This is a genomic window from Lactobacillus sp. ESL0225 (assembly GCF_003692905.1).
In the GTDB taxonomy this organism is placed as follows: Bacteria; Bacillota; Bacilli; order Lactobacillales; family Lactobacillaceae; genus Lactobacillus; species Lactobacillus bombicola.
Genome location: NZ_REHK01000007.1, coordinates 161,523 through 176,955 on the forward strand (window position 1 = coordinate 161,523; position 15,433 = coordinate 176,955).

10 protein-coding genes are annotated in these 15,433 nt (G+C 33.4%); 4 read left to right on the top strand and 6 right to left on the bottom strand.

Annotated features, from left to right (window positions below; translation table 11 throughout):
• Nucleotides 1–14: 14 nt before the first annotated feature.
• Both addA and F5ESL0225_RS03755 read right to left on the bottom strand, forming a co-directional pair.
• Nucleotides 15–3,626, bottom strand: coding sequence for a helicase-exonuclease AddAB subunit AddA (gene addA / locus F5ESL0225_RS03750; protein ID WP_122047874.1), 3,612 nt, complete (start codon nt 3,624–3,626; stop codon nt 15–17).
• Between the two features lie 4 nt (nt 3,627–3,630).
• Nucleotides 3,631–7,101 carry a PD-(D/E)XK nuclease family protein gene (locus F5ESL0225_RS03755; RefSeq protein WP_122047875.1) on the bottom strand — a complete coding sequence of 1,157 codons (3,471 nt, stop codon included), beginning with the start codon at nt 7,099–7,101 and terminating at the stop codon, nt 3,631–3,633.
• Nucleotides 7,102–7,180: 79 nt separating this feature from the next.
• Between F5ESL0225_RS03755 and mvk the strand changes: the two genes are divergently transcribed.
• Genes mvk through fni form a run of 4 tightly spaced genes read left to right on the top strand, consistent with a single transcriptional unit; the run spans nt 7,181 to nt 11,236 of the window.
• Complete coding sequence (gene mvk / locus F5ESL0225_RS03760) at nt 7,181–8,089, top strand: mevalonate kinase (RefSeq protein WP_122047876.1); 909 nt, start codon at nt 7,181–7,183, stop codon at nt 8,087–8,089.
• Nucleotides 8,089–9,051, top strand: coding sequence for a diphosphomevalonate decarboxylase (gene mvaD / locus F5ESL0225_RS03765; protein ID WP_122021672.1), 963 nt, complete (start codon nt 8,089–8,091; stop codon nt 9,049–9,051). The genes mvk and mvaD overlap by 1 nt, the downstream gene beginning before the upstream one ends.
• A 32-nt stretch (nt 9,052–9,083) precedes the next feature.
• The gene (locus F5ESL0225_RS03770) at nt 9,084–10,166 is read left to right on the top strand and encodes a phosphomevalonate kinase (protein WP_122021673.1); all 1,083 of its coding nucleotides are present in this window, start codon (nt 9,084–9,086) and stop codon (nt 10,164–10,166) included.
• 11 nt (nt 10,167–10,177) lie between these two features.
• Nucleotides 10,178–11,236 (top strand): type 2 isopentenyl-diphosphate Delta-isomerase, encoded by a 1,059-nt coding sequence (fni, locus tag F5ESL0225_RS03775; RefSeq protein ID WP_122047877.1) that lies wholly within the window; start codon nt 10,178–10,180, stop codon nt 11,234–11,236.
• Nucleotides 11,237–11,544: 308 nt separating this feature from the next.
• Here fni and F5ESL0225_RS03780 read toward each other — a convergent pair whose 3' ends face one another.
• Genes F5ESL0225_RS03780 through F5ESL0225_RS03795 form a run of 4 tightly spaced genes read right to left on the bottom strand, consistent with a single transcriptional unit; the run spans nt 11,545 to nt 15,432 of the window.
• Entirely contained in the window at nt 11,545–12,333 is a 789-nt protein-coding gene (locus F5ESL0225_RS03780; RefSeq protein WP_122024663.1) for a Cof-type HAD-IIB family hydrolase, read from the bottom strand.
• Nucleotides 12,326–13,732, bottom strand: coding sequence for an RsmB/NOP family class I SAM-dependent RNA methyltransferase (locus tag F5ESL0225_RS03785; RefSeq protein WP_122047878.1), 1,407 nt, complete (start codon nt 13,730–13,732; stop codon nt 12,326–12,328). The genes F5ESL0225_RS03780 and F5ESL0225_RS03785 overlap by 8 nt, the downstream gene beginning before the upstream one ends.
• Entirely contained in the window at nt 13,725–14,690 is a 966-nt protein-coding gene (locus F5ESL0225_RS03790) for a hypothetical protein (RefSeq protein ID WP_122047879.1), read from the bottom strand. The genes F5ESL0225_RS03785 and F5ESL0225_RS03790 overlap by 8 nt, the downstream gene beginning before the upstream one ends.
• The gene (locus F5ESL0225_RS03795; protein ID WP_122047880.1) at nt 14,680–15,432 is read right to left on the bottom strand and encodes an SAM-dependent methyltransferase; all 753 of its coding nucleotides are present in this window, start codon (nt 15,430–15,432) and stop codon (nt 14,680–14,682) included. The genes F5ESL0225_RS03790 and F5ESL0225_RS03795 overlap by 11 nt, the downstream gene beginning before the upstream one ends.
• Nucleotide 15,433 lies beyond the last annotated feature (1 nt).

Consider the following 15,433-nt stretch of genomic DNA (forward strand, 5'->3'; position numbering starts at 1 on the left):
TTCTTTCTTCTCCCCTATTTGACTTCAACAATCTTTTGCGCATTAAGTAAAATAAGATATTTATGCTTAACCTTTTTATTTGCGAAAGAGTTGAGTGCTTGTTCATATAAGCGTAATTGTCCCGTGTATTTATGCTTAACTTTTTTGATTGCTTCATCTTGATGATTAGGGTCAATATAATCAGTTTTATAATCAAACAATATTATGCCATCATCTTGGATGAAGTAACCATCAATTGTCCCATGAATTAGAATTTTCGCATCAGGATCACTGAAATCACTAAATAAAGTACTAGCAGGAATTAAACTTGAAAACTCTATTTCACGTTTTAAATTATGCGGCTTTTGCCAAAACTCTTTAGCAAAATCACTGTGAACAAACCAGTTAATTTGATCTTTATTGAGACTAGATACGATATCGGGATTAAGTTGATGATGTTTAATTAAATCTTTAATCTCTTTATCAAGTTGCTCCTGATTACCACGACCATTGTAATCATAATATTGTAAAAGCAAATGCATAGCCGTACCAATTTCAACTCCGGTAAAAGTTGTTTTAAAAAGAAATTTTGGTTTTGTATCAATTGGTTGTAAATAGCGGTTAGTAGAAGATAAAAGATGAGCATTTTCGAGTTCCTTATCTAAGGGATCATTGAAGGCTTTTTTAATTTCAGAAACTGACTGGTAGGCAGTTGTTTGGCTAGCATCTTTAAATGTATATGAAAAATCATATAATTTTTGGGCCATTCGATGCAAAAGTTCTGGACTGTAATTTGCTTTTTGCTTTGTATTAATCCTTTCATGAACCGTTTCAGCTGTCTTAGCTTGCTTATGATAATTTACAAAAATAAAATCTTTGCTGAGATCAAGATCCATATTAAGATCATTTAATGATAAACTGGAGCATTCCTTTAAACCAAGTGCTGGCCCAATAAAACCTAAGGGATTAGTAATGGTTAGTTTATCATTTAATGATATTTTGTGCTGTTTTGCTTTTCGATGCCATAGCTCAATATTTTGCTCAAAATTACTAATTTCAGCGGTTAAAATCAACTTTTGCCTTGCCCTAGTCATGCCAACATATAAAATACGTGCTTCTTCTTCTAAAAGTTGTTTTTCTTTAGTCATATTATCAATGGCTTTGAGCAAAGTATCGGCACAATAATGATTGCGTTGAATAGTAAGTCCAACATTGTCAGCAGTGATGATGTAGTCGCCACTTATATCACGTTTTTGAAAGCGATGCTGTAATCCAGCATAAAATACAATTGGAAATTCCAATCCTTTGGAACCATGAATTGTCATAAGTTTAACTGAATCATCAACTTCATTTGTTAGCAATGGTTGCGCTAAATCCTTTTGACTACGACGCATGCGTTCAATAAAATTGATGAATTGATACAATCCTTTGAACCCAGCGCTTTCATATGAACTCGCACGCTCATAAAGCGACTCTAAGTTGATGCGCCGCTGCTTGCCATTGGGAAGTGCAGTCATAATTTCTAATAAATCAGTTCGCTCATAAATGCTCCAGATTAATTCAGAAATACGATGATTGGCAGCAAATTGGCGTAAAGAAGCTAATTGATTTAAAAAAATTTTTATCTTTTGACTAAGTTCGTCATTAATTGCAACATAAGCAGTTAGAGCATTATAAAACGTAACCTTTTTGCTATTTATACGAATTTTTGCTAAATCTGGTTCCTTAAAATTAAACAAGGGAGAACGTAAAACGGTCACTAAAGGGATGTCTTGATCTGGATTATCAATGAGACGTAAATAATTCATAATAATAGTCAATTCTATGGTTTGAAAATAATTTTTAGCATCAGTGACCAATAATGGAATATTCTCATTAGCAAATTCTTGCATCATAGCTAAATTATCGCTGCGACTTCTAGTTATAATTGCGATGTCGCTATATTTAAATGGTCTCTTTTGACCAGCTTTTACATCATAGATTTGTAAATTTTCTTGTTTAAATTGTTTGATTCGACTAATAATCATTGCAATTTCGGTAGAATCAAAAGTTTGCTCATCATTTTCTTTATCGTCTTCTGTTTGGTAATAAAGAAATTCTGTTGCTTGAGCTAAATCGTCTGGATAATATTGCGCTCCAAAAGTTAATTCCCCTTCTTTTGCATAATCAATGCCACCGAAATCAGGGGTTAAAATGTTATCAAATACTTGATTAACGATTTTAATAATCGGTTTAGTAGAACGAAAATTATCAGCTAGTAAAATTCGTTTTTGTGTTTTATTTTCGACAGTTTCTTCATATTTACGTAAAAACAAACTCGGGTCGGCTTGGCGAAAGCCATAAATTGACTGCTTAACATCCCCTACCATAAAAAGATTATTATGTTTGTCCTTTTTAATCAATTGCAAGATATTTTCTTGTAATTGATTAATGTCTTGATATTCATCAACCATAATTTCTTTAAACTTATTTTGATAAAAAGAACGAGCCATAGTTGAACTAGATGTATCTTGACTTAGAATTTGATAAGCTAATTGTTCCATATCACTGTAATCAAGCAAATTTTGGGCCCTTTTTAATTCATTAAATCGGTTAATTAAGGCCGTTTCTGCTTTAGTAATACCCAACATTATTTGCTGGCCTTGCTTTAAGATACTTAATTGTTCTTGTTCATCAGTGGCATAAAAAGATGTAAAGGAGTTAAAAACTAAAGTACTGGCTTCACTTTTTAATTCTGCACATTCATCAATAAAGTCTAGGATATCTTCATCCCATTTTTGGGATTTAGTAAATCTTGAAAATTTACAACTACGCAGATTTTCACGTTGTAAATCGTAATCATAATCTTGCTTTAGACTAGTTAAATAATAATCAAGACCTTGTTTAAATAGCGTAAAGCTTTCTTTTACTTTCTTGAGCTCTTTAGTTTCAATGATACTAGAAGATAAATAATGCTTGATTTTTTCCCTTAATGTTGAAAAACTTTCAAAAAGATAAGGTTTAACTTGTTCTTGCCATAATGGTGAAGTTATTAGGTTAGCTTTTACCTGATACTTTTGGGGCAAATTCTTTAACCAGGTAGTATAGTCAGGCTTAGCCATTGCATAATTATATAAATCCAAGAGTAAATTACGGGCTGCTTCTGCATCTCGATCTCCTGCAAAATTATTATAAAAAGCTAAGAAGTCTTCATCATTATTGGTTAGAAATTCATTTTCAATCTCATGCAAAGCACGTTCACGCATTAAGCTAGCCTGAGTTTCATCAGTTAAAATACTAAAACTTGGATCGAGGTCAATAACGTAATAAAAGCGATGAATAATATCTAAACAGAAAGCATCAATTGTTGAAATATTTGCTGCATCAATTAAATTAAGCTGTTGCCGCAAATAACGTTGCTTACTTGGTTCGGTAGTTTGGTTTAATTCAGCTTGAATAATCATCTTAATGCGATTTTTCATTTCTTGAGCAGCAGCTTTAGTAAAGGTAACGACCAGTAGCTGATCTACGCTAATTCCACCTAATATTTCTTGCAGTAAACGTTGGACCAAAACGGTGGTTTTGCCACTACCAGCAGATGCTGAAACTAATATATCGTGTTCTTTTAGAGTAATTGCCTGCTTTTGCTGATTAGTATAAGAAGTCACTATCTTATTCACCCTTTTCTAGTTTTGCTTTAACCTTGTCAATCAATTCGGCTTTTTTTAAGTTTCCAATTTGATGATATTTATTTTCTTTCAACATGGCATCAAAGAAGAAAATATCACGATAATCAGAGTAGGTTAATGCATTGCTACTCTTACCATATTTATATGGATTTAATTTGATTTCACCAGCAATTATTTGTCTGGCAGCATTTTTAATTAAGACTTCATCATATTCGAGTAATAGATCAATTTCATCATCACTAAAAGAATTACCATAAAAAATCAAATGGCCATCTTTAGCAGATGATTTAACATTAGCATATAAATTTGATGATACGCCTTGTTTTTTAAGTTCGGCATCAGCTTTTAAAAAAGCTAACTGATCATTATTGATGATGCCCTTATAGTGTAACCGATTGTTACTATCATAATTAGTCTCTTTAATTTGCAAGTTAGTATTATAAAGCATCTTACTATTGAGCCGTTCTAGCTGCCTGGTAATTGTTTGATAAAAGGCACCTAATAAGGATAACGAGTTCTTTCCCGCAAAAAAGGGTCTATTTTGCTTCAAAACATCAAGATACGAGATCATTTGTAAAGAAATGCCTTCATAAAAAAGACCTAAATCAAACTTTTTAGCAGAAGACTTATAATCAATTATTTGGGCAATTGTTTCTTTTGTTTCTGGTAATTGAGCTAAGTCAATACGATCAATTTTTCCCCGTAAATTAACTTGATGATTAGTAAAATCAGGTATAGGGAAATTGAGTCCGCCTACTTTTTCACCTAAGCCAAAACTTAATTCAGAATATTTTGCTTGTAGAGGTGTTACTTTACCATTACGATGCCAATTATTTACTACCCGCGATGTGGTTTTATCAAGGCATTTGAATAGAAATTGATTGAATGGATCGTTTAATAACTGCTGATATTTGATTTCACTTGTTATATGCAAACGTACATCCTTAAGTATCTGATTTAGGGTTTTATCATCAATTTCTGCTAAATTAAGTGCTTGCCGATTAAGCTCCTTAACTAAGAAATCAAAGGTTTCATGACAGTAATTACCTGCCTGAATTAAATCTAATTCATTTTCAAAACGTTTATGTAAATGTAAGCCATAGTTTAAAAAATATTCATAGGAGTTTTCATAGAAAGTCTCTAATTGTGACACTGAAGCATTTAAGTCAGAACCATATAATTTTTGCGCCAACGCTGGGCCGATGTCTGTAGGCTCGTTAACAAACTGACTAGCTGCTGTAACTAAGGCCGTTTGATAAGGTAAATGTTGTTGGGTCATTTGAATTAAAGCCGTAACATTGTTGTTTTGTGTTTGTCCTAAGTATGTTAAGTATCCCAAACTTGCTTGTGGGTTAGTCAAAAAAGTTAAGACGTCCTGTATTCCTTCTGGCAAATCGTGTTGTTCAAATTCCGGTGCGCCAGCTTTTTTAATTCGTTCATAAAAGATTGAAGGAAGGGCTTTTTCATTGTCAGATCCAGCTACAGAATATGAAAGATAAACTTTATCTTCTGCTAGAGCTAAACAATCGCCAAATTGATAATTTTGATTCAAATTATTTAGTTGTTGAAAATCTTCCAAATAAGCTTCCTCACCAAAGGCTGGTCGCAGTTTTTCTAAATTTTCAGTACTTAAAAATCCCGGTGTTGTTTTAATTTGTGGTAGATTGACATTGGTTGCCCCTAAAATAAAAACTTGCTTATAGCCGCTAACTTGAACAATACCAGTTTCTGATAAATTAACAGCATCTAATGTTGCTGGTATCTGAGCAAAAGTTGCTTCTTTGAAGCCATTTATCAAGACATCAAAAAAACTCGGTAGATTAAACTCAGTTTCATTAATTAAAAGATAATCATGCAATAAATTAATTAGTAAATCCCAAATTTGTTCAGATTGGCGGGCTTGTTGTAAGTCCCCTTCTTCTTGAGCCTCTTCACGCCATTTTTCTAAGACTTGTGTAACTCCATTTTGGATTAAAAAATTAAAAAAGATGGTAATTGCTTTTTGCGTGTTTTTTTCTTTTTTAATACTAGTTAGTAACCCTGTTAATTGCTTGACAAAGTAGTTTTTTAACTTGTTTATTCTGGCTACTTCATCGGAATCTTGGTCAAGATAAATAGCACCTGCAGCTGTGAAATCAGTAAAATCTCGTTTCCAAAGATTGTTATTAATACCGTGAGCTAAAACAAAATTTTCTAATTCATCAATATCATGTAAATAAGCACTCTCAGTTTGATACCAGTTCGGAATAATTAATCGGGTTTTCATCACGGCTAATATATTTTGGGTAGCAAGTGGGCGAGTTAATAGTTGGGCAATATTTTCAATTAAGACTACTAAAGGATGGTATTTCATTTCTTGCTGTAAGTCATTAAAGAAAGGGATTTTATTTTGTCGCAAAATTGGAGTTAGATAGGTTTCATATTCATGTAAGTTTGGTGCTAACACCAAAAAATCACGATAGCGATAATTATTTAAGGCTACCTGCTGGTAAATAGTTCGTGCGACAAAATAAGCCTCAGAGTAGCGGTTATCAGCCCGAACTAGCTGTATTTGATCTAGGTCGCTAATATCATCTATTACATTAATCCAAAATTCATTAAGTAATTCTCGTTTTGTTGGCACTGGTGCCATGGGTGTCTCACTAACTTCAAAGTTTAGTTTATGCACATTTAAATAATTGATTAACTGATTAATTGTTTTTTGAATAACATAATCATAATCTCCTGGTTCAGTTTGCTTTTTAATTTTACCTATTTTAGTTTTAAAGGCTAAAGTAACACTATGTGCTTTCATCATCAAGAGCTTAATTGTTAGACATTCTTGTAAAGTGAAATGGGAAAAATCGCTAAAGTAAAAATCAGTTTTGCTTAAATCAATTTTTCCCGCCAGATACTCATTTAATTGCAATTGAATTTCATTAGAAGTAGAAAATTTATCATTAATACCTGCGATAAAACCATCATATATAACTTTTAAATCAGCGATTTTATTTTTAGTTTCCAAATCTAGTTTTTCTTCATTAATTTCAGTTAAATCTAAATTGCCTTCGCGAATTTGTAAAATGGTGTCATAAATTTGCTTTAGTAATCCGGGGCTAGTGCTAACATTTTTGAATAAATGAAGTTGATCTCGATTTTGCTCAATAATTTTAGCTAAAAGCATTGCAGCAGCTGCATTATCTAGTTGAGTTGGTAGTCCTTTTTCAGCATCTTTTAAAAAGTACCATGCTAAGCGTGAAAAAGATAGCACTTGTAAGTTTTTAACTGATTGTTCAGTATGCTGCAAACTAACGGCTAACTTATTAATTGCCCTAATTTCTGTGGTAAACTTAATATGATTGGGAACGATAACGAAAGTTTCATGTTTTGGAAAGCGAATATAATTTTCTACCGCTGCCTGCAAAACTTTTTCTTGTAAGGAATCTGTCTGTCGACCGATTAAAATCTTAATCATTTGTTCACTTCTCCTCTATTCTTTTTATTTTAGCATAGGAGGAGCAAATTTTTCACAAACAATGAGGATCTTAAATAAAATGAAACTTAGTTACAAAGCACATGGAAAGGTAATTCTACTCGGCGAACACTCAGTTGTTTATGGGTATAACGCTTTAGCAATGCCAATAAAATCTTTATGGCTTAAAGCAACAATTGAACCATCTACCATCTTATGGATGGATACTGCTCTATATCACGGCCCATTTTTGGCTGCACCAGCTGAATATGATGGCTTAAAGTATGTTGTTACCAAATTGTTAGCTAAAACTAACTCCCAACAATTGATAAAAATTACTTATACAGGAAAAATTCCAATTGAACGCGGCTTAGGTTCAAGCGCGACGGTAGCGACTGCAACTGTTAGAGCATTAAATGATTATTGGCAATTAAATTTGAGTGAAAAAGAAATCATCGCCATGATTAATCATGCAGAAATGATTAATCATGGTAAGGCGTCAGGAATTGATGCCGCTACAGTTAATTCTGATAATTTGATTTTTTTCAACAAAAAAAACGGTGCTCTCCAATTAAAAAGTAAATTGAAAGCCAGTTTATTAATTATGGATACTGGTGATTTGGGTAATACTCAAAAAGCAGTTAAGCAAGTTTATACAATAGTAGCTAACTCGATCCCAGCTAGGCAAAATATTAAAAAATTAGGTAACCTTACTGATCAAGCTAAAGTTGCTTGGGTGAACCAGGATAAGCAACAATTAGGACAAATTTTTAATTTAGCCCAAGATATATTACATTCTTTTAATTTATCGACTACTAAAATTGATCAAATACAAGATATTGCGCTTGCTAATGGTGCTTTGGGTTTTAAATTATCAGGTAGCGGTCTGGGCGGCATTGTGATTGCGCTTTGTGCCAATCATGAAATAGCTGAAAAAATTGCTGACCTAAGTCATAAATTAATTGTTAACCAATGGATTGAGGAAATTTAATGAATAAAACAGCCCGTGCTCATACTAATATTGCCCTAATTAAATATTGGGGTAAAGCCGATTCGAAAAATAAATTACCTTTAATGTCCAGCTTATCTATGACTTTAGACCAGTTTTTTACTGATACTAGGATTACGGTTAGCGAAAAAAATGAATTTGTTCTAAATGGTGTCCAGCAAGCAGGCAAAGACTATCAAAGAGTTTTTACTTATTTAAAAATTTTACAAAAAAAATTTGGTGTATCAGATAATTTACGGGTTGAATCGACTAACCACGTTCCCACTGCTGCAGGTCTGGCCTCTTCTAGTTCGGCTTTTGCAGCGATGGCTGGAGCTTTTTGTGCTTGCTATAATATTCAGCTTAGTAAACGTGATTTATCAAAAATAGCTCGATTAGGATCTGGTTCGGCTAGTCGTTCAATATATGGTGGATTTGCAATTTGGCAAAAGGGATTTGATCATGACTCATCTTATGCCTATGCTCTAGATGAGACTCCAACTATGGACTTACATTTGCTTGCAATTGAATTAAATCCTAATCCTAAAAAATTATCTTCAACTGCTGGGATGCTTCAAGCACAAACATCTCCATTTTTTATACCTTGGATAAAACGTAATGAGCAGGAGCTTAGCGCAATGGTTGCAGCAATTAAGGCCCAGGACTTTTCAGCTCTAGGTCAATTGGCAGAACTTAATGCCAATGAAATGCATGCGATTAATTTAACTGCTAACCCTGGCTTTAGTTATTTTGAGCCCGATACAATTCATGCTATTCACTTGGTACAGCAATTACGTGCTAGTGGGATTGAATGCTATTATACGATTGATGCTGGTCCTAATGTAAAAATTTTAACGCAATTAAAAAATGTCAAAGAAATTGTTAAACAGTTTCTATCAGAATTTGAGAATGTTAAGATAGTAAATGCAAGCTTTGGTCCAGGACTTTCATACTTGGATCAATAATGTAATTTAATTGATTAGGAGCTTAAATTCTTTTGATAACAGAAAAAGCACCCGGAAAGTTGTATATTGCTGGTGAATATGCGGTTTTAGAGCAAGATTGTCCCGCAATTTTAGTTGCCGTTGATCAGTTTATCCGAGTTTCAATTACTAAATCAAATTCAAAAATGGGCTTAATTCATTCTAAGCAATATTCGCAAAATTCAATTCACTGGGTACGTCGTGGGGCGAAAATGGTAATTGATAATCGTGATAACCCTTTTGAATATATTTTGGCAGCAATTTCGTATACTGAGCAGTACTGTCTTGAACAACATGTCAAAATGAAAGTTTATGATTTATATGTTAATTCTGATCTTGATTCAGCTGATGGCAAAAAATATGGCTTAGGTTCAAGTGCAGCAGTTACAGTGGCAACAGTCAAAGCAATTTTACGCTTTTATCATGTCGTATATAATAATGAATTAGTATATAAGTTATCTGCTATTTCGCATTATTCTGTACAAGGCAATGGGTCTGCCGGCGATATTGCAGCTAGTGTATATGGCGGCTGGTTAGCATATCAAACTTTTGATAAGGCATGGTTAAGTAAAGAATTGGCTACTAAAAAATTAGTAGCAGTGGTCAGTGAAGCTTGGCCAGGATTAAAAATTCAGCTTTTGACTCCCCCTAAAGAAATGAAATTACTTATTGGTTGGAGTCAAACTCCCGCATCTACTTCACGTTTAGTTGATGAAACAAATGCGAATAAAGATGCATTAAATGAAAAATATAGTGAATTTTTGCAAGCATCAAGAAACTGTGTTTTAAAAATGATTGCCGGCTTTGAAGAGAATAATATTACCATTATTCAGCAAGAAATTCGCAATAATCGGCACTTACTTCAGCATTTTGCGCAAATCAATCAAATTGCTATTGAAATTCCTCGCTTGTCAAGACTAATTAATATTGCAGAAGACTATGGTGGAGCAGCTAAGACTTCCGGAGCTGGCAACGGTGATTGCGGAATTGTGATTGCTGATCATACTACCGATATTCCTGCTTTAATCAATAACTGGAAGCAGAATGACATTTTGCCATTAAACTTCCATGTGCATCAAGTAAAATTATTACAATAAGGGGGAATAAAATGTCCATTCGATCTCAGCGTAAAGAAGACCACCTTGCTTTAGCTGGTCAATTTTATAAGGCGAATAAGCCAAATAGCTTTGACCAAATGCATTTATTGCGCCCGGCTTTGCCCGAAACTAAAGTTAAACTGGAGCAATTAACAACTGTAATGTTTGGCAAAAAAGTAGCAGCCCCCTTCTTTATTAATGCAATGACTGGTGGAGCCGATAAAGCCTATGCAATAAATCAAGCATTTGGTAAGATAGCTGCAAAAACACAGATAGCACTAGCACTAGGTTCAGCCAGTATTTTAACTAAGGAACCAGAAGCACTTACTAGTTTCTTGGTTGCTCGAGAAGAAGATCCAACTGGAGTTGTAATTGCTAATCTTAATGCTAAGACTAAAGCTGATTCGGCCCAGAAAATTGTCCGAGCACTCGAGGCTGACGCACTGCAGATTCATCTCAATTCTGTACAAGAAATAGCTATGCCAGAAGGAGAAAGAGATTTTACTTGGCTAACAAATTTACAAGACTTACGCCAAAAATTGACAATTCCAATTATTATTAAAGAAGTTGGTTTTGGCCTTGATCCAACAACTATTCGCCTACTCAAAAGTGAAGGCTTCACTTTATTTGATATAGCTGGTAGTGGCGGTACTAACTTTTCTCAAATTGAAAATGCTAGAAATGAACGTGATTTATCTTATTTAGAAGATTTAGGCTTACCCACTGTTTTAGCAACTATTCTTGCTAAAAAGGAGCAAGTTGAAGTAATTGTTTCAGGTGGTGTACGCCAACCATTAGATGTCTTTAAAGGACTTGCTCTAGGTGGTAAATATATTGGCGTAGCTAATGTTTTCTTACAAGCATTGGAACAAAAGGGAGCTAATTTTTTATTGCAAATGATAAAGAATTGGCAAGAAGAACTGGCATATTTGCTGGCTTTATATGGGATAAGTGATTTAAAGCAAATAACCAAGTTAAAAAAATATTATGATGAGCCTCTTTATAGTTGGCTTCAACAATTTAAACAAAAAAATTCATTTAAAAGTGAATTCCCAAAGTTAGACTATTAAATTTTAATAATGATTGGCTAAGGCTTGATGACAATATTTAATTGGCGTTAAGCCTTTTTGACTACACTTTATGTGTTCTTAATTATCATACGCAATGTTAATTAAGCTTACTCAGTTAGATTATGATAGCGGGCTTGTTGGTCCACATTTTCAAGCTGATGTAGCTTAACCAAATGGTTAACTAGCTACCCCGCTATTTTTTATTGATAATAAAAATTGAGTTTCTGTTCCTTAGATAATTTTAGTTATAGAAAAAATCTCAAGAGTTGTCAAACTTTCGAGATTTTTTTCATTGGATGTCTTTTTTATTAACTATTTAAAATCTGCCAAATTTCTTTTTGTACCGCACTGTCATTGCTTGAGCCAATGACACGACTAGCAGCGTTTTTAGCAATTGGTAAAGCTGTAGCGGTAGCAAAACTTTGGCCAACATATTTGAACATGCCCACATCATTGCCGCTATCACCAAAGGCAATCATTTCACGTGGATTAATTCTAAATTTTTGACTTAGGTAGTCAAGACCAATTGCCTTGTTCATCCCCTTAGTGGACATATCAATTGAGGTGGCTGAGCCAGCTACAAAACCTAATTGCGGATATTCGCGTCTAAGTAAATCAATTAAGGTAGGTAGTTTTGCTGCTGATACGTCAAAAGTTACTTTAAAGATTTTATCAGCCAAATCTTCAAAATTAGCGACCAAGGTCAATTTTTCGTAATATTTTTTAAGTTCCTGAGCGTAAGCTTTGCCATCTTTAGTTAAAACATAAGCACTTGCTAGCCCTGAAACGGTTACCTTTTCATCAAAACGATTAATAATTTCCAAAAGTGTTTGCCAATCAGTTTCAGATATGCTAGCTGTATGCATAACTTGTCGGCCGTGAGCAACTAAAGCTCCATTTTCGGCAACAAAGTATATTTGACTTGCAACTTCTGGAAAACGTTGATAAATATTTTCAAATTGATTACCACTGGCCACTACGAACTTAATATTTCTTTTCTTCATTAACTCAAATTCGCGTAAAAATAGTTCATGATCATACGTCTTTTCATCAGTTAACCAGGTGCCATCCATGTCTGTTGCAATTAACTTAATCATTTTGTAATCCTTTCTTTACTGTACGTAACCCTTTAGGATAAAAATTTTTTAAAATACCATCCCCACTTACTTTACCAAAACTAAAGATTAAATTATGACAACTAATTAAAACGAAGCCCCGTATTTCAGTTTCAATTCGGACAGTTTCGCCATGTAAATAGCACAAATAATCTTGCTTAGATAAATTAATTACTTGATTTTGTTTGATTTGACCTAAAACCATTGCCAATTGATGACTGGGTTCAAATCTTTTTTTCTTTAAAATCCCAAAGTCTATTCCATTATTGATGATTTTTAGATGTAAACTGGCAACTTCAGGAAATGCTGGAATACAAACGTGATTATTTTGGAAAAGACCTAATTTTGACCAGTTTTTTAATTCATTAGGTAAATTAAAGGGCTCTAAAACTTTTTTGATTAATAAAATTTGTTCTTTATTAAGTAAATTCTGGTTAGTTCCGCGTTTACGTCTCTTTTTTGGTGAGCTTTTTACTAGCTGGGATTCAGATTTAACTAATTTTAGTTTTGCAACAAACTGCCCTTCACCTAATTCATCAAAAGGCCAAAAACGTAAGGTGTTTTGCAATGACAAATTTCCATCTGCCCATTCTGGATGTCCATGGTCTACTGCTATTTTTGCTAATTTAATTGGTAAAATTTCGAAATTAAAGTTGGTGACTAGCCAAGAAACTATTTGTTCATTTTCTTCAGGAGCAAAAGTGCAAGTCGAATATATTAATTCACCTCCTGGACGTAACATTTTAACTGCTTCAGTTAAAATATCTTTTTGCCTTTTTTGGCAAACCGAAATATAGTCAGGTGACCAATAGTTGATTGCTTCATTGTTTTTCCGAAACATTCCTTCACCACTACAGGGAGCATCAACAACAATTTTGTCAAAAAAATGTGGTAATTGTGATGCTAATTTTTGCGGGGTCTCGTTTGTAATCAAAGCATTGCTAATTCCCCAGCGTTCAATATTTTCGCGTAATATTTTTGCCCGTGAACGGGAAATTTCATTAGCAAGTAGCAGACCTTGACTTTGTAATTGTTCTCCTAGAGCAGTACTCTTACCTCCAGGAGCAGCACATAGATCAAGAACACGCTCACCAGGCTTAGCCTCGGCAATCATAGCTGGAAACATGGCAGCTGGATCTTGCGAATAAACTGTACCACTAACCCATTCAGGATCAAGACCAGTTATTTTTCCATAAAAAGCGGCATTAATATTTAAAATTGGTTCATCTTGCTTATAAGAAACCTGATTTTGCCATTTTAATGAATTAATTCGATAAGCTTTTTTGGGTGAATATTCAAGTGAAGTAAATAGTTCTTTAGCCTTTTCAGCTCCTAGTAAAGCTTGATACTTATTTAGAAAATCAACTGGTAATTTAAGCATGCTTTTTTTCCTTTCTTAAATGCTGTAAAATAGTAAAGCTATAAGCGGCAATGATAAGAAACCAACTAAGTAATAGTAACAAAATCATTTGCTGAGGTTTAGAGATGAAAGCATGCCATGAAAGAAAAAGGTATGCTCCCAGTACTAGGGCTGATTCTAATAGAATTGTTCTGACTCCCCGATTAAATAGCCAATTATGCAAAAGCTGCCCAGTTAACGCAGTATTTTTTACCACAGACCAGTCAAAAAGTGCTAATAATGTACTGCAGGACATAGCAATTATGGTAAAAACTATCACTAAACTGATTTCTCTAATTATTGAAAACTTATGAATTTGATGATTTTTAACAAAAACTGGTGTTTTAATTTTTACTTTGTAGCGTGAAGCTAGTTTATTTATCATTTTACTTGAGCTATCAATTATAATGATGTAATTTGTTAGCTTAGCTTTTCCTGTTGGTTGTTTTGGACCAGTAGAAAGATAGTAACCATTTTGTTTCATTTGATGATAATGTTTTAACGTTCCAATCACTGAATAGTAACTATTATCCAAAACGACATATTCATTTCCTTGAGTTGCTAGAGTTTGAACTTTAGCATTAAGACTTAAGACGGCAAAGGATACCCTGCCTTGAAAATCGTCAGCTGTAAAATAACGCCCACTTTCAGTTGGCAAAGTAATTACATTATGGTTAGCCCAAATCAGTGTTTGCTTAGGATCTATTTTACTTTTAAAATGTAGTTGAATTTTATATTTTGCATAATTTTTTTGTAAATATGTCAAAAAAGAGCTAATTGTTTGATTATTTTTGACTTCTATATAACGTGTATTATTACTTAAACCATAGGCTTCGAGAAGTTGATCGGCTTCCCTGGACTGTATATTAGATAACATAGAGCCAATGCCCAAAAGGGACAAAAAGATTGTCACAAAGATTATTATTTTTTTAAATTTCATGCTTTATCTCAAATATTTGTTCATTAATAAAATCGTAACTTTTAAAGGACTGATTAATTTTATCAAGTTTTTCGGAATAGTTAAACTTAACTTCTTGCCAAAATGCCATCGAATTGGTGGCCCCGTTTTTTTCGCCGATAAAAAGCAAATGACTTTGTGGATTATATTTTTGCCATGCTTTAATTGCTAAAAGATCACTTTTGGTAAAATTAGGAGCCCAGGAGCAGATAATTAATTGTGCAGTAGCGAATTTTTTGATTGCCTTAGGGGCATCGTAATTTTTAACTGCCATATATGGATTATTTCCAGTTAAGGAAGTTTTAGCCCATTCCAGTGAATCAGTTGCAATAGTTTCAATCCCAACTTCAGTTAAAGCTTTAGCCCAGCAAGCATTGCCGGCCATGATTTCTAGTGCTTGATCAATTTGAAAATAATCTTTTATCAATTTAGCCGTTGCTAAGTTTGGTAAGGACCAAATACCATATTTAATGGATAAAAATTGGCGTACACTATTTAAAAGTTGATTAATTATCCTTACTTTTTTCTTTTTATTTGCTGCAACTTGAAAACAAATTGCTTCAATTTCATCTGGTAAAAAGCCTAGTTTTTTTGGAGCAAGTGGCATGATTTTCTTCTGTCTGGTAAAAGAAATCATTTGATTAACTATTTGCACTTGCTCATGAACCGACTGATTATCAATTTCACTATCTAATTGGTTAATTTTATTTAAAAATTCTGTCATT